Origin of the sequence: Pseudoduganella sp. S-14, from assembly GCF_049913285.1 — a bacterium.
Lineage (GTDB): Bacteria > Pseudomonadota > Gammaproteobacteria > Burkholderiales > Burkholderiaceae_D > Rugamonas.
The window spans coordinates 205,152-219,445 of record NZ_CP183991.1; the positions used below are offsets into that span (position 1 = coordinate 205,152).

The window sequence follows — 14,294 nt, forward strand, 5'->3', positions numbered from 1 at the left end:
CTGCCGCGTCTTAAGGTGTCTGACCCTGTGGGTCAGGCATCGGTTTACCGGTTTTCGCTGGCCGCCCGCGCTTGGCCGGCAATACCTGCCGTTTCATGCGCCGCTCCAGCTCTGCCTTCCATTTGTCGCTCCCCAAAGGCCAGCCCTTCAGCGCAGCACCCTCGATTGCGCGCTGGTCCACCCCCGCCAGGCCCTGCGCCGTCAGCTCTATATAGGCGGCCTCGCGCTGGAACGGCGTATTGCCCAGAGCCCAGTAGATCGGATGATCGCTCACCGCCCCATCCTGGCGAATGCCGGCATGGTGCGGATAGCTCGACCACTGGTAATGCTCCGGCCCCTCGGCCAGGCGCGCCCGCACAGCAGCGAATTCGATATATTTAGAGCAAGAAAGGAAATAGCGCTCGGCCTCGATGACCGAGGTTTTATAGCGGCCCTGCCACAAAGTCCCGGCGCGAGAGTACTTCTGATTGAAATAAGGGACATAGTGCCGCCCGACCCATTGCATCATGCTGCCCAGACCTTCTTCGTCGGAAGGGGACGCTAGCAGATGCAATTCGCCCGGCAAAAGGGTGTAGGCATGCACCGCCACCTTGTATTGGCGGGCGGCGGCGCGCATCCACGCGATGAAACTGCTGAAATCTTCAGCATCCACGAATACTTCCTGGCCATTCAGGCCGCGCTGGATGATGTAATGAGGCTGGTTGGGAACGACGAGGCGAGGCAATCGGGCCATATAAAGCAAAAAGGGTAGGATCGGGAAACCCCGATTCTACCCAATTCGCTCGACTCTGTCCCTATTAAGACAAATTGAAGCTGGCGGACAGGCTATAACCCTCGCCATAGGCCGAACGCAGGGGCAAATCCTGGCCCAGGCCGCTGCGTGCCTTTTTGCGTAAACGATACACCAGCATGTCGACGCGGCGGCCGGCATCCGGATCGTCGCCGCCAATGCCGGCCACGATCACCTGGCGCGGCACCGGACGGGTGTTGATCGTCAACAAGTGCAGGAAATTGCACTCTTTCTCGGTCAGGGTAATAGCCTGGCCCTGCAGTTCGAGCTGGCGGGCCGAGACCTTCAAGGTCCACTTGCTCGGCACAGGAATCGCTTCCTGCGGGCCGACGCGGCGGTCCAGCGCCTCGATATGGGCGGCCAGTTCCGGGAACTTGATCGGCTTGGTCAGGTAATGGTCGGCGCCCAGGCGCAGTCCCATGATGCGGGAGTCGAAAGCCACGCGGCCGGTCAGCACGAGCAGGCCGATCTGCGGGTACAGCTGGCGCATGCGCGGGATGACATTGAAGCCATCCTCATCCGGCAAGCCCAGGTCGAGCACGACAACGCCCACGGTGCCCTGGCTGAGGGCGGACCACATTTCCTGGGCGTTATTGGTGGTGTGAACTACATGGCCAAGTTCAGCCAGGAAATCCGCCATCTCTTCGGCGTATTCCAGGTTGTCTTCCACGATGAGTATTTGCGTCATTGATGCGCCATTTTCCATTCAGTCGCGAGCCGGGGTTTAGGGCTTGCGTCGAAGAATTATCACGGTTGGTCACGGGCTGCGCAAGCCTTAAGCAGCGACCGGGAGCCAAATCCGAAATTTCTTGCCGCTTTCAGGCAAATTTTCCACAGACAGTGTGCCGCCGTGGACCTCAACAACATTCCTGGCCATATACAGGCCGAGGCCGGAACCGGCATGCCCTGCGGCAGCCTTGCCTCGGTAACCCTTGTCGAAGAGTTTGCCTAGCTCATCATCCGGAACGGGAGCGCCGTGGTCGATGACGAGGAGTTCAACCCCGCCTTCGCTGGCTTTCCTACCCTGCAATTCTATCGCAACGTTGTCATTAGTGTACTTGAGGGCGTTATCTAAAAGTATGTCGAGACACAAACGCATGCCCTGCGGATCGCAACGCATCCATTGCGGCAAGCCTTCTGCACGTACCGTGATGTCGCCGCGACGCTGGCGCGCGGCTTCGGCCGCCGTTTCCAGCAAGGCTTCCGGCGAGATTTCGTCGGCCTGGCGCTTGCGGCCAATGCTGGCCATGCGCTCAGGGCTCAGGTATTCGTTGATCAACTCTAACAGGCGGTCAACCGACGTCTGTATCTTGCGGTAGCGCTTCTTGGTGTTTTCATCAGCATTGGCCGAAGTCATTTCCAGGCGCTGGATCGCACCGTCGATGGTGGAGAGCGGCGTGCGGAATTCATGCGACACCATCGACGCGAATTTCTTTTGCTGCTTCTCACGCTCGATGCGATCACGGATATCGCGCACCGTGCCGACCAGGCGCAACACGCCGCTTTCGACGTCGGGCACCAGGGTCGATTCGATTTCGACCGGGATCTTCACGCCATCGCGGCCCGTCATTTCCGCATCGCGCACGGTATGGCGGCGTGTGGTATCGCCGGAGGTGTAGGCTTCCAGCCGTTCCGGCAGTTCGCCCATCAAGTCGGCCGCAACCTGCTGAGCGCGGTCCGGCATGTAGCCAAACAGCTTTTCCGCAGAAGGGCTGACGTACAGCAGCTGACCACTATCGCAGTCCAGCATCCAGTGTACGTCGCTGCTGTGGTCGAGGATCTGGCGATAGTGTTCAGCACTCAGCATGGGATCAATCCTGTAGCGGGGCGAAGATCTGTTGCAAGTCTTCCTGGGTCAAGGCCATCTTCTGCGATTCGCCTTCGGCCAGCACGGATTGCGCCAGGTCCGACTTCTTCTGCTGCAGCAGCTGGATCTTTTCTTCCAGCGTGCCCTTGGCAATCAGCTTATACACGAACACCGGCTTGTCCTGGCCGATACGCCAGGCGCGGTCGGTGGCCTGGTTTTCGGCGGCAGGATTCCACCATGGATCATAGTGGATCACGGTGTCGGCTGCAGTCAGGTTCAGTCCCACGCCGCCGGCCTTCAGAGAAATCAGGAAGATCGGCACCGCGCCTTGCTGGAAGGCCGCCACTTGGGCGCCGCGGTCGCGCGTTTCGCCGGTCAGGAGGGCGTATGGGATATCGCGCGCTTCCAGCTCTTCCTCGATCAGTTCCAGCATCGAGGTGAATTGCGAGAATACCAGGATCTTGCGCTTCTCTTCCAGCAGGTCTTCCACCATCTGCATCAGGTCGATCAGCTTGGCCGAACCGGCGGTGGCTGCTTTCTTGGTGGACTTCACCAGGCGCGGGTCGCAGCAGACCTGGCGCAGCTTGAGCAGCGCTTCCAGGATCACGATCTGCGAGCGCGCCACGCCCTTGCGATCGATCTCCTCGCGCACTTTCTGGTCCATGGCCAGGCGCACGGTTTCGTACAGGTCGCGCTGCGCACCGCTGAGCTCGACCTTGCGCACCATCTCGGTCTTCGGCGGCAGTTCCTTGGCCACGCCGTCCTTGGTACGGCGCAGCAGGAAAGGCTTGATGCGGCGATTCAGCAACTGGCGGCGCTGCGGGTCGTCCTGGCGCTCGATCGGGTGACGGAAATGGCTGTTGAAGGTCTTCTCGTCACCAAGCAGGCCCGGCAGCAGGAAGTGGAATTGCGACCACAGCTCGCCCAGATGGTTTTCCAGCGGCGTGCCCGACAGGCACAGGCGGTGGCGCGCACGCAGCAGGCCCGCGCTCTGGGCGGCCTTGGATCGGGTGTTCTTGATGTAGTGTGATTCGTCCAGGATCACCAGGTGGAAATCATGCTCGCGCAGCTTTTCTTCGTCGCGCGGCAGCAGGGCGTAGGTAGTCAGCACCAGGTCGACTTTCGGGATTTCGTCGAACAGCTCGGCGCGGTCCTTGCCCTGCAACAGCAGCACTTTCAGGCCAGGCGCAAAGCGGGCGGTTTCATCCTGCCAGTTGTTCATCAGGCTAGTTGGCGCGATGACCAGGGCCGGATGATCCAGGCGTCCAGCCTCCTTCTCCACCAAAATATGGGCGATGGTCTGCACCGTCTTGCCCAGGCCCATATCGTCGGCCAGGATGCCGCCGAAATTGTATTCGCGCAGGAACTGCATCCAGCTCAAGCCATCGGTCTGGTAATCGCGCAGGGTCGCTTGCAGGCCGGCTGGGGTCGGCACGCGCTTGACCGAGGAGAACTGGTTGAGCTTGCGGCCCATTTCACGCAACTCTTCGCCGCCGGTCCACTGGAAGTCGACATTGCGCGCCAGCTCGTCCAGGCGTGCCGCGTCCAGCGAAGACATGCGCACCGAATGGCGGATCTTTTCGCTGAAGTAGAGTTCGCCGATCGTCGCCAGGATCGGGCGCAAGCGATTCCATGGCAGGGCCACGCGTGTGCCGTCCGGCAGCGCAGCCAGCATCTGGTCCGAATCGCCATGCACGGCCAGCGCTTTCGGGCCGAAGTCGTTCGGGAAATTGCGGATCATCTGCACCAGCACCGGCAGCAGCGGCACACGTTCGCCGTTGACGGTGATGCCGAGTTCCAGGTCGAACCAGGCATTGCCATTCTCGGTGGTTTCTTCCTCAACCTCGGCGTACCAGTCGTCGACCGCCACCATGTCGTAGCGGTACTTCGGCGATTTCTCGACGCGCCAGCCGGCAGCCAGCAATTCATCGATGCCGGTCTCGGCGAAGCGGATCCAGTCGGCCTGGTTGGCCAGCAACAGGCCGCCGCGCACGCTGGACAGCGGCAGTGCGGTCGGTTTCTTGAAGCCCAGCTGGGTCAGGGTTTCCAGCGCGGCCGCCTCGGCAGCCTCGTCACGCTGGATGATTTCGGTCACTTCGCCGCGCTGGCGCACCACGCGCTGCGACGGGTCGAAGGAAACGCGTTCGCCATCGTAGTCATAGGACAGCACGGCATAGTCGTTCCAGCGCTGCAGGGTGCCGTCGGCCAGTTGCGCCGAATCGAGCACCAGGATAGGTCGCGGCTTGACGTCGGTACGCACGCGCTGGGGCAGCGGCTGTGGCAACGGCATCAATTGCTGCAATCCGTGCGCCAGCAACAGCTGCGATACCCGCATCTTATCGTTCGGCATCAGCAGCGGCGCCTGCGCCACCAAGGCCTGCAGGTCAGCCAGCGGAATGGTGGTGCCACCCTGGTTCAGTTGCAGCACGCCGGTCGACAGGTTGTCGATATACCACGGCGGTTCGGTCGGCAGCATGTAGTCGATCTGGTCGGCGCCATGGTGCCGGGCCCCTTCCTGCACGTCGACCTGCCAGCCAAGGCGCAGGCCCTTGCCTTCCTCGCGCCAGGCCAGGCTGGCATTGCGCTTGTCGCCGGCCTTCATCGGATACACCAGGCCGTTGCCGACGTCGGACCAGGAGTTCGCCCACAGCAGCTTGTCCTGCTCGGACAACATTTGCAGCAGGGCCGCGCCGATCTTGCCGCGCGGCTCGGTCGCGCTGCCGGTCTGGGAATTGGGCCCGCTGCGCATGGCCACGAAGAAGCGGACCAGGTCTTCATCGCCCGGCGCCAGGAAAGCCGGCGGAGCGGAGAGCAGGGAAAACACTTCGCTGACCGGGGTGGCCGCAGCCACGTCCCCGTTCGGTTTCAGGCGCGCCTTGTACAGGCAGAGCGCGACATGGCGCCCGCCGCTGGTCGGCGCCAGCACATAAATCAGTTTGTAGTTGGTCTGTTTTGGGTCGATTTCGACCGGGGCCAGTTTTGGCTTGGGATGCGCGGCTGCATCCACCCTCTGCAACCAGGTCGCCACAGCATAGGGAAGCTGGTTGGGCGGAGCAGCTGGTGCGGGAGCCGGTGCGACTGGAGTTTCGCGGGCTTCGTCGCGGGTAATATCCATTGGGCGCATTCTTTTAAATCAGCGGTTCAAAAACAGCAACATGCAATATTATCCGCCTTCCACGTTTTCGTGTTTGTGAAAATCCTAACTTAGTGCAACTACAAGTTAGACGGACAACATTGACTAATTAATAATAATCGATTCGCGGGCCGTGTTGTATGATTTCGGCCTTCACAGTTTGGAATACCGTCATGCTGCCTTCTATCGAACAACGCCTTGCCCTCGAACTGGCCGCCAAGCCGGCCCAGGTCGCCGCCGCCATCGCCCTGCTGGACGAAGGCGCCACCGTCCCGTTTATCGCCCGCTACCGCAAGGAAGCGACCGGCGGCCTGGACGACACCCAGCTGCGCAATCTCGAAGAGCGCCTGCGCTACCTGCGCGAGCTGGAAGAACGCCGTGAAGCGATCGTCAACTCGATTACCGAGCAAGGCAAGATGACGCCGGAGCTGCTAGATGCGGTCATGCACGCAGAGGACAAGACCCGGCTGGAAGACCTTTACCTCCCCTACAAGCAAAAACGCCGCACCAAGGCCCAGATCGCCATCGAAGCCGGCCTGGCCCCGCTGGCCGACGCCCTGCTGGCCGACCCGACCCTGAATCCTGAGGAACAGGCCGCCGGCTACCTGCGCGAAGCCTTCGAGACCACCGACGGCAAGAACCCCGGTGTCGCCGACGCCAAGGCCGCCCTGGATGGCGCCCGCCAGATCCTGATGGAACGCTTCGCGGAAGACGCCACGCTGCTGCAATCGCTGCGCGAATATGTCCAAGAGCATGGCGTAGTTGAATCGAAAGTTGTTGAGGGAAAGCAAGAAGAGGGCGAAAAGTTCGCCGATTACTTCGATTATTCCGAGCCGCTGGCCGCCGTACCGTCGCACCGCGCCCTGGCACTGTTGCGCGGACGCCGGGAAGGCATGCTGGACGTCACCCTGCGCCTGGATTCGGAAGAGGAAAAACCGAAGTGGGACGCGCCGCATAACCCCTGCGAAAGCCGCATTTCGGCCCGTTTCGGCATCAGGCAAGCCGGCCGCCCGGCCGACAAATGGCTGGCCGACACCGTGCGCTGGACCTGGCGCGTGAAATCCTTCATGCACCTGGAAACCGAACTGATGGGCGCCCTGCGCGAAAAGGCCGAACTGGACGCCATCAACGTTTTTGCTACCAATTTGAAAGCTTTATTGCTGGCAGCGCCGGCCGGCCCACGCGCCACCATGGGCCTGGACCCAGGCCTGCGCACCGGGGTAAAAGTCGCCGTGGTCGACGCCACCGGCAAGGTTGTGGATACTGCCACCATTTATCCACATCAGCCGCACAACGACTGGCACGGCTCGCTGCACGCCCTGTCGCAGCTGGCCGCCAAGCACGGCGTGCAATTGGTCTCGATTGGCAACGGCACCGCCTCGCGCGAAACCGACAAGCTGGCGCAAGACCTGATCAAGCAATGTCCTGAACTGAAGCTGACCAAGATCGTGGTCTCCGAAGCCGGCGCATCGGTGTACTCGGCCTCCGAATACGCCTCGCGCGAACTGCCGGAGCTGGACGTATCGCTGCGCGGCGCCGTCTCGATCGCACGCCGCCTGCAAGACCCGTTGGCCGAGCTGGTGAAGATCGACCCGAAATCGATCGGCGTGGGCCAGTACCAGCACGACGTATCGCAGAGCCAATTGGCGCGATCGCTGGACGCAGTTGTAGAGGACTGCGTGAATGCCGTGGGCGTCGACGTAAACACCGCCTCGGCGCCGCTGCTGGCACGCGTTTCCGGCCTGTCCGCCAGCGTAGCGCAGAGCATCGTCAGCTACCGCGACATGAAGGGCGCTTTCGCCTCCCGTGCAGCGCTAAAGAACGTGCCGCGCCTGGGCGACAAGACCTTCGAGCAGGCAGCCGGCTTCCTGCGCGTGATGGGCGGCGAGAACCCGCTGGACGCGTCGGCGGTGCACCCTGAGTCATACCCGGTGGTCGAGAAGATCCTGGCCGACATCCAGAAAGACGTGCGCGGCGTGATCGGCGAAAGCAAGTTGCTGAAAGCACTGTCCCCGGCCAAATACGCCGACGACAAGTTCGGCGTGCCGACCGTGACCGACATCATCAAGGAGCTGGAAAAGCCGGGCCGCGACCCGCGCCCTGAATTCACCACCGCCACTTTCAAGGAAGGCGTGGAAGAAATCAGCGACCTGCGTCCGGACATGATCCTGGAAGGCGTGGTGACCAACGTGGCCGCCTTCGGCGCCTTCGTCGATATCGGTGTGCACCAGGACGGCCTGGTTCACATTTCCGCCCTGTCGAACACCTTCGTCAAAGACCCCCACACGGTGGTGAAAGCCGGCCAGGTGGTGAAGGTCAAGGTGCTGGAGGTGGACGTGAAGCGCAAGCGCATCGCCCTGACCATGCGCCTGTCCGACAGCGCGCCCGTCGCCGGCTCCCGCCCAGAGCAGCGTAGCGACCGCAACGACCGCCGCGCCATGGGCCAGCAGCAAAAGCAGCAATCGCGCGAGCCAGCCCAGCAAAGCTCGATGGCCGCCGCCTTCGCCAAGCTGCGCAGCTAAACAAAAGTCGCAAAAGTCGGGGTCAGGTCTGTCTTTTGGACAGCTAACGCAATCATTTGATCTTGCTCAATACGCGATTTCGCTACCTTTCGCGTATTGATATTGATCAAAGGGTAGCGCTGTCTGTCCGAATGACAGACCTCGTATATTGAATCTGCACCTTTGGAAGAAGATATTAGGATTCTGAAGGCGGCGGGGCAAGGTCTCACCGAACAGAGTGGAAGCCATTGAGCTTGTGGGTCAGATAGGTGACCTTGCCCACTTGTTCATCTGGACGCCGGACGGTATCTTAGGTCGCCCCTTGGGTAAGCCTGCATACGAGAAAGGTGGACGAGATGAATACGCCGGTCGTAGGGATTGATGTCAGCAAGCGTAAGTTGGATGTAGCCTTGCTAGTTGATGGCAAAGTCAAGGCGAAAGCAGTTCCGAACTCCCAAGAAGGATTCGCAGAGCTGGAAGTCTGGCTGAACAAGCAGAAGATTTCTCTGCTGGAAACCCATATTTGCCTTGAGTCGACAGGCGTCTATAGCGAACCTATCGCCCTGTATTGGTTTGACAAAGGGATTAAAGTCAGCTTGGTCAATCCGAACTGCATCAAAAGTTTTGGCAGCAGCGAGAATATCCGCAACAAGAACGACCAAGTTGATGCTGGATTAATTGCTCGCTACTGTGCAGCGATGGCGCCGCCATCTTGGGATGCGCCATCACGTGAACAGCGCCAGTTACGGGCCTGGGGCAACAGGCTGACTGCACTTCAAGATATGCGCCAGCAGGAGTTGAATCGTTTAGAAGCGCATGAAACAGCCAAACAACAGGATGTTATCCCTCATGTCCAGGCTCATATCAAATGGCTGGATGCGCAAATTGCGCAAATAGCACGGGATATCGACGATCACATTGACCGCCATCCAGGGCTTAAACAGGATGCAGAGCTCATTGAAAGCATTCCCGGGCTAGGCCGTACGACAGCGGTAAAGGTCTTAGGCCACGTGGGGGATGTTCGGCGCTTCGGAAATGCGAAGGCGCTTGCAGCGTTCATCGGGGTCACACCCAGGCAACGACAATCCGGAACCTCAATACGAGGCCGGACAATGATGACTCGTATGGGGAACAAACACCTGCGAGCAGCTTTATTCCTGCCAAGCCTCGTTGCAAAACGTCACAACCCTATCCTGAAGCAGTTTGGCCAACGTTTAGAGGCCAACGGCCTCTCCAAAATGGCCGTCGCCGGCGCAATTATGCGCAAGTTAGTGCACTTGATTTACGGGGTAGTTAAGTCAGGCAAGCCCTTTGACCCGAAATACATGGAAAAAAGGCTTGCCGTCCAAGACGGTATCTGACCCCGAATTGTGACGCTGAATTGCGGCTGGATGGCGCCAGGACATGACCTGCGTCATCAGGTAAGGCGCCGTTTCGCGGTAAAATGGTCGGATTCCAATCCTTAGCAGTGAGAATGCAATGAGCGACGTACAAACCTGGATCAAAGAAACCGTGACCAACACCCCTGTCGTGCTGTTCATGAAGGGCACCGCCCAGTTCCCACAGTGCGGCTTCTCCGGCCGTGCCATCCAGATCCTGAAAGCCTGCGGCGTTGAAAACATCGCCACCGTGAACGTACTGGATGATCCGGAAGTGCGCCAGGGCATCAAGGAATACTCGAACTGGCCAACCATTCCGCAGCTGTATGTGCGCGGTGAGTTCATCGGCGGTTCCGACATCATGTCCGAGATGTATGAATCCGGCGAACTGAAGGCCCTGCTGGACAATAATGGCTGATCGCCCGCAGCGGCTGGTCATTGCCATCACCGGCGCCACCGGCGCCGTGTATGGCGTACGGTTGCTGCAGCATTTGAAACAAGCGGCCGGGCCGGATGGCCGTCCCGTCGAGACCCACCTGGTCATCTCCGACGCCGCGGTCCTCACCCTCCATCAGGAAACTGGCTTGCAGCGCAAGGAAGTCGAAGCGCTGGCCCATGTCGTCCATAAGCAGAACAATATCGGCGCTTCCATCGCCAGCGGCTCTTTCCAGGCCGACGGCATGGTGATCGCTCCCTGTTCGATGAAAACCCTGGCTTCCGTCGCGCATGGCCTGTCGGATAACTTGATCGCCCGTGCTGCCGATGTGATGCTGAAGGAGCGCCGCCGCCTGATACTGATGGTGCGCGAAACGCCTTTCAATCTTGCGCATCTGCGCAATATGACCGCCGTCACCGAAATGGGCGGCGTTATCTTTCCGCCATTGCCAAGTTTTTACCACCAGCCGAAATCCATCGATGAAATGGTGGACCACACCGTGGCCCGCGTGATCGACCTATTCGGCATATGTCACAATCTGGCCCCTCGCTGGAATGGCATGAACCCTTGAAAACATGCGCCTTTGCGGGCCAATGTATCAAGTCTGTTACAAGGTGGTCTGGTCGTTTGTGACATGGCAGGACACCATGTTGGCAGTATCAAAAACATCATTTTGACACTTGGGCGGGGCGCGCCGGGAGCCGGCGCGCTAAGTGAAACACGGACGTGCTTTTGAAAGCAATTTGCCCTGTTTTGCGCAGGACAAATGGTGTCGTTTTGTTACTTTTGGTAGTTGACCCGCACCAGCATGCGAATAAATTCGCGCGCAATTTGCTTGTGATGGTCGTCCAGCCGTTGCAAATCAGCGATCAATTTGACGTCAGCCGACTCGAAACGGTTCAGGTTGCTACCGTTCGAATCTCCATTATGGTGCTCGATTTCGGCACCGCCAAAGCGCAGCCATTCAGCAGGAACACCCAGCCACTGCGCAATCATGCGCAGCTTTTCCTGGGTCGGAATTGCCTCTCCAACCAGCCATTTTCGGGCGGCGTGGACCGTAATCGGTCTGCCCTCAAACCTGATGTTGAACTCTCTCGCCAGCCGGGTTGGGCTGTCCGGAGAGTAGTGGGCATTTTTCAAAGCCTGCTGGAGTCGCTGGCTAAAGCTTTCACGTTCGTTCGAAGAATTCATAGTTGCACTATTTCATGTCACAACATGAATGTCAGTCTCTAGAATCATCAGACCAATTGTGACAATTGTAGTTAACAACAATTAACAATTGGCGCTACAGACTGGACGATTTCCCGCTCTGCCACCCCGAATTTCTTTCGGTAAAATCGATAAAAGGCAGCAGAATCTACTTGTCAGGACGACAAATGATCGGTTGCAACTTTAGAACTAAAGTTGCTTGGCGACTACAAACCTAGGGACTGTCTTGGTTGTCGACCGGTCGGCTGGTATTAATGACCGACGGTAACTTTATGCGCCTTTATGAATTTCATGGTGCCGTTATTTCCGGTATCACGGCGCACGATACCATCCCGCCACAGCTTGTGAAGGTGGGCCAGCGCCTCGCCCAACGCGAAGCTGAGCTGGTGGGCATCCAGCGGGCGGCGGAACATGATTGGTACTATCTCCGCCGCGGAGCGCGGCTGCTCCGCACAGGCGGCCAGCACTTCGGCCAGGCGCGCCTCGTGGTGATCGCGCAACTGTTGGACGCGGGTATGCAGGCCGCGGAAGGGCCGGCCATGCGATGGCAGCACCAGCACGTCTTCGGGCAAGCAGGCGAAACGTTCGAGGGAATCGAGATATTGCTGCAAGGGGTTGGCTTCCGGTTCTACCGCGAAGACCGACATATTGGTTGAGATGCGCGGTAAGACCATATCGCCGGAAATCAGCACATTGAGCTGTTCGCAGTACAGGGCGGCGTGCTCCGGAGAATGGCCGAAACCGGTAATGACGCGCCAGGTGGCGTCGCCAGCCGCGATGACCTGGCCGTCCTGCAGGCGTACGTAGGAGGCCGGCACCGACGGCACCAGCGAGGGGTAGTAACTCTTCCGGGAACGCATTTTCTCCAGCATTTCCGGGTCAACCAGCCCATGTCGTTCAAAATGGGGGACGGCCGAAGGACCGTCAACGCCAGGCAGGCCGGCCGACATCATGCGCGCGAAGGCATATTCGCTTGCTGTCATCCATAGCGCCACACCAAAGCGTTGGCACAGCCAATCTGCCAGCCCGACGTGGTCAGGATGGCAGTGAGTGACCACTACGCGCTGCAGCGGCTGGCCAGCCAGCGGCCCGGCCAGCACGGCATTCCAGGCTTCCTTGCTGGCATCCAGCGCCACGCCGCAGTCCACCACGCTCCAGCCGCCGGCTTCGCGCAACAGCCACAGGTTGATGTGGTCGAGCGCGAACGGCAACGGCAGCCGCATCCACGCCACGCCAGGCGCGACTTCGAGCACCACGCCGCTGGCCGGCAGGGTGTCGCCAAATGGATAGTCAAGCTGGGATTCGAGCGGGTTCATGGCGTACAATAGATTGACGTTACGTAAACGGAAGATCCATTGTAAGCCATGCCGACCTACACCATCACCGAACTGGCCCGCGAGTTCGACATCACCCCGCGCGCCATCCGCTTCTATGAGGACCAGGGCCTGTTGAGTCCGTCGCGCGAGGGCGCCGGCGGCCGCAACCGCGTCTACACGCCACGCGACCGCACCCGCCTCAAGCTGACCCTGCGCGGCAAGCGCATCGGCCTGTCGCTGAGCGAAATCAAGAGCCTGGTGGATATGTACGAGTCGCCCAAGGACACCGAAGCCCAGATGAACCGCTTCCTGGGCGTGCTGTCGCAGCACCGCGAGACACTGGAACAACAGCGCGAAGACATCGAGATGTCCCTGCAAGAGATTGCCACCCACGAGGAAGAGTGCAAGCGCCTGCTGGCTGCACTTGCCGAAAAGCAAACTACGGCCGGCTGAGTTGACGTTTACGTTAACGTCACTCAGGCGTATCATTTGCGCTTCAATACCCAACACCAATAGAGGAAGACATGCTCCATCTGCCAGGCCTGACCTTTGATCACGGCGAAGACATCGCCGCCCTGCGCGAAGCGGTACAGCAGTTTGCCGCCGCCGAAATCGCCCCGCGCGCCGCTGAAATCGACCGTACCGACCAGTTCCCGATGGACCTGTGGCGCAAGATGGGTGAACTGGGCCTGCTGGGCATTACCGTCGGCGAAGAATACGGCGGCGCCAACATGGGCTACCTGGCCCACATCATCGCGATGGAAGAGATTTCGCGCGCTTCCGCCTCCGTCGGCCTGTCCTACGGCGCGCACTCCAACCTGTGCGTCAACCAGATCAAGCGCAACGGCACCGAAGAACAGAAGAAGAAATACTTGCCGAAGCTGATCTCCGGCGAGCACGTGGGTGCGCTGGCCATGTCCGAGCCGAACGCCGGTTCCGACGTGGTGTCGATGAAGCTGCGCGCCGACTTCAAGGGCGACCGCTGGGTGCTGAATGGCACCAAGATGTGGATCACCAACGGCCCGGACGCCGACACCCTGGTGGTGTACGCCAAGAATGACATCGAAGCCGGCCCGCGCGGCATGACCGCCTTCCTGATCGAGAAGGGCTTCAAGGGCTTCTCCATCGCCCAGAAGCTGGACAAGCTGGGCATGCGCGGCTCCCACACCGGCGAGCTGGTATTTGAAGACTGCGAAGTGCCGGCCGAGAACGTGCTGGGCGGCCTGGGCAAGGGCGTCAATGTGCTGATGTCCGGCCTGGACTTCGAGCGCACCGTGCTGTCCGGCGGCCCGCTGGGCATCATGTCGGCCTGTATGGACGCCGTGGTCCCTTACGTCCACGACCGCAAGCAGTTCGGCCAGCCGATCGGCGAGTTCCAGCTGATGCAGGGCAAGCTGGCGGACATGTACTCCACCATGATGGCTTGCCGCGCCTACGTCTACGCCGTGGGCCAGGCTTGCGACCGCGCCTCCTCGCCTGAGCAGGTGCGCGCACTGCGCAAGGATGCCGCCGGCGCCATCCTGTACTCGGCAGAGAAAGCAACCTGGATGGCTGGCGAAGCAATCCAGACCCTGGGCGGCAATGGCTACATCAACGAATACCCGGTCGGCCGCCTGTGGCGCGACGCCAAGCTGTACGAAATCGGCGCCGGCACCAGCGAGATCCGCCGCATGCTGATCGGCCGCGAACTGTTCGCCGAGACCAAGTAAGCAACGCCGTTCCC

Annotated in this window: 12 protein-coding genes; 6 read left to right on the plus strand and 6 right to left on the minus strand. The window is 60.3% G+C overall.

The features are described 5' to 3' along the window. Nucleotides 1–10: 10 nt before the first annotated feature. The 4 genes from ACN9MZ_RS00910 to ACN9MZ_RS00925 form a co-directional block, all read right to left on the minus strand. Entirely contained in the window at nucleotides 11–733 is a 723-nt protein-coding gene (locus tag ACN9MZ_RS00910; protein ID WP_426340473.1) for a transposase, read from the minus strand. A 64-nt stretch (nucleotides 734–797) separates the two neighbouring features. Continuing rightward, entirely contained in the window at nucleotides 798–1,478 is a 681-nt protein-coding gene (locus ACN9MZ_RS00915) for a response regulator transcription factor (RefSeq protein ID WP_055939590.1), read from the minus strand. A gap of 87 nt (nucleotides 1,479–1,565) precedes the next feature. Next, a complete protein-coding gene (locus ACN9MZ_RS00920) occupies nucleotides 1,566–2,597 on the minus strand; it encodes a PAS domain-containing sensor histidine kinase (protein ID WP_426340474.1) in 1,032 nt (343 codons plus the stop codon). A gap of 4 nt (nucleotides 2,598–2,601) precedes the next feature. Further along, complete coding sequence (locus tag ACN9MZ_RS00925; RefSeq protein WP_426340475.1) at nucleotides 2,602–5,712, minus strand: DEAD/DEAH box helicase; 3,111 nt, start codon at nucleotides 5,710–5,712, stop codon at nucleotides 2,602–2,604. A 191-nt stretch (nucleotides 5,713–5,903) separates the two neighbouring features. Here ACN9MZ_RS00925 and ACN9MZ_RS00930 point away from each other — a divergent pair, with 191 nt between their 5' ends. From ACN9MZ_RS00930 to ACN9MZ_RS00945, 4 genes are all read left to right on the plus strand, one after another. After that, nucleotides 5,904–8,252, plus strand: a complete 2,349-nt coding sequence (locus tag ACN9MZ_RS00930; RefSeq protein ID WP_426340476.1) for a Tex family protein — start codon at nucleotides 5,904–5,906, stop codon at nucleotides 8,250–8,252. A 335-nt stretch (nucleotides 8,253–8,587) separates the two neighbouring features. Next, on the plus strand, nucleotides 8,588–9,592 hold the full coding sequence (locus tag ACN9MZ_RS00935; protein ID WP_426338545.1) for an IS110 family transposase: 1,005 nt from the start codon (nucleotides 8,588–8,590) through the stop codon (nucleotides 9,590–9,592). A gap of 118 nt (nucleotides 9,593–9,710) precedes the next feature. Then, complete coding sequence (grxD, locus tag ACN9MZ_RS00940; RefSeq protein WP_057265627.1) at nucleotides 9,711–10,028, plus strand: Grx4 family monothiol glutaredoxin; 318 nt, start codon at nucleotides 9,711–9,713, stop codon at nucleotides 10,026–10,028. Continuing rightward, entirely contained in the window at nucleotides 10,021–10,617 is a 597-nt protein-coding gene (locus tag ACN9MZ_RS00945; protein ID WP_426340477.1) for a UbiX family flavin prenyltransferase, read from the plus strand. Before grxD ends, ACN9MZ_RS00945 begins: the two co-directional genes overlap by 8 nt. A gap of 209 nt (nucleotides 10,618–10,826) precedes the next feature. Here the strand turns inward: ACN9MZ_RS00945 and ACN9MZ_RS00950 are convergent, their stop codons facing one another. After that, complete coding sequence (locus tag ACN9MZ_RS00950; RefSeq protein ID WP_426166669.1) at nucleotides 10,827–11,237, minus strand: hypothetical protein; 411 nt, start codon at nucleotides 11,235–11,237, stop codon at nucleotides 10,827–10,829. Nucleotides 11,238–11,506: 269 nt separating this feature from the next. Continuing rightward, on the minus strand, nucleotides 11,507–12,571 hold the full coding sequence (locus tag ACN9MZ_RS00955; RefSeq protein ID WP_426340478.1) for an MBL fold metallo-hydrolase: 1,065 nt from the start codon (nucleotides 12,569–12,571) through the stop codon (nucleotides 11,507–11,509). A 48-nt stretch (nucleotides 12,572–12,619) separates the two neighbouring features. Between ACN9MZ_RS00955 and ACN9MZ_RS00960 the strand changes: the two genes are divergently transcribed. After that, nucleotides 12,620–13,024 (plus strand): MerR family transcriptional regulator, encoded by a 405-nt coding sequence (locus ACN9MZ_RS00960; RefSeq protein ID WP_426340479.1) that lies wholly within the window; start codon nucleotides 12,620–12,622, stop codon nucleotides 13,022–13,024. 71 nt (nucleotides 13,025–13,095) lie between these two features. Further along, the gene (locus ACN9MZ_RS00965) at nucleotides 13,096–14,280 is read left to right on the plus strand and encodes an isovaleryl-CoA dehydrogenase (RefSeq protein WP_426340480.1); all 1,185 of its coding nucleotides are present in this window, start codon (nucleotides 13,096–13,098) and stop codon (nucleotides 14,278–14,280) included. The last annotated feature ends 14 nt before the right edge of the window (nucleotides 14,281–14,294 follow it).

What these genes read in the sequence shown, in the direction of transcription:
- ACN9MZ_RS00915 (WP_055939590.1), bottom strand. Translation starts at nt 1,478, where the DNA reads ATGACGCAAATACTCATCGTGGAAGACAACCTGGAATACGCCGAAGAG.
- ACN9MZ_RS00965 (WP_426340480.1), top strand. Translation starts at nt 13,096, where the DNA reads ATGCTCCATCTGCCAGGCCTGACCTTTGATCACGGCGAAGACATCGCC.
- ACN9MZ_RS00920 (WP_426340474.1), bottom strand. Translation starts at nt 2,597, where the DNA reads ATGCTGAGTGCTGAACACTATCGCCAGATCCTCGACCACAGCAGCGAC.
- ACN9MZ_RS00930 (WP_426340476.1), top strand. Translation starts at nt 5,904, where the DNA reads ATGCTGCCTTCTATCGAACAACGCCTTGCCCTCGAACTGGCCGCCAAG.
- ACN9MZ_RS00935 (WP_426338545.1), top strand. Translation starts at nt 8,588, where the DNA reads ATGAATACGCCGGTCGTAGGGATTGATGTCAGCAAGCGTAAGTTGGAT.
- ACN9MZ_RS00925 (WP_426340475.1), bottom strand. Translation starts at nt 5,712, where the DNA reads ATGGATATTACCCGCGACGAAGCCCGCGAAACTCCAGTCGCACCGGCT.
- ACN9MZ_RS00910 (WP_426340473.1), bottom strand. Translation starts at nt 733, where the DNA reads ATGGCCCGATTGCCTCGCCTCGTCGTTCCCAACCAGCCTCATTACATC.
- ACN9MZ_RS00950 (WP_426166669.1), bottom strand. Translation starts at nt 11,237, where the DNA reads ATGAATTCTTCGAACGAACGTGAAAGCTTTAGCCAGCGACTCCAGCAG.
- ACN9MZ_RS00960 (WP_426340479.1), top strand. Translation starts at nt 12,620, where the DNA reads ATGCCGACCTACACCATCACCGAACTGGCCCGCGAGTTCGACATCACC.
- grxD (WP_057265627.1), top strand. Translation starts at nt 9,711, where the DNA reads ATGAGCGACGTACAAACCTGGATCAAAGAAACCGTGACCAACACCCCT.
- ACN9MZ_RS00945 (WP_426340477.1), top strand. Translation starts at nt 10,021, where the DNA reads ATGGCTGATCGCCCGCAGCGGCTGGTCATTGCCATCACCGGCGCCACC.
- ACN9MZ_RS00955 (WP_426340478.1), bottom strand. Translation starts at nt 12,571, where the DNA reads ATGAACCCGCTCGAATCCCAGCTTGACTATCCATTTGGCGACACCCTG.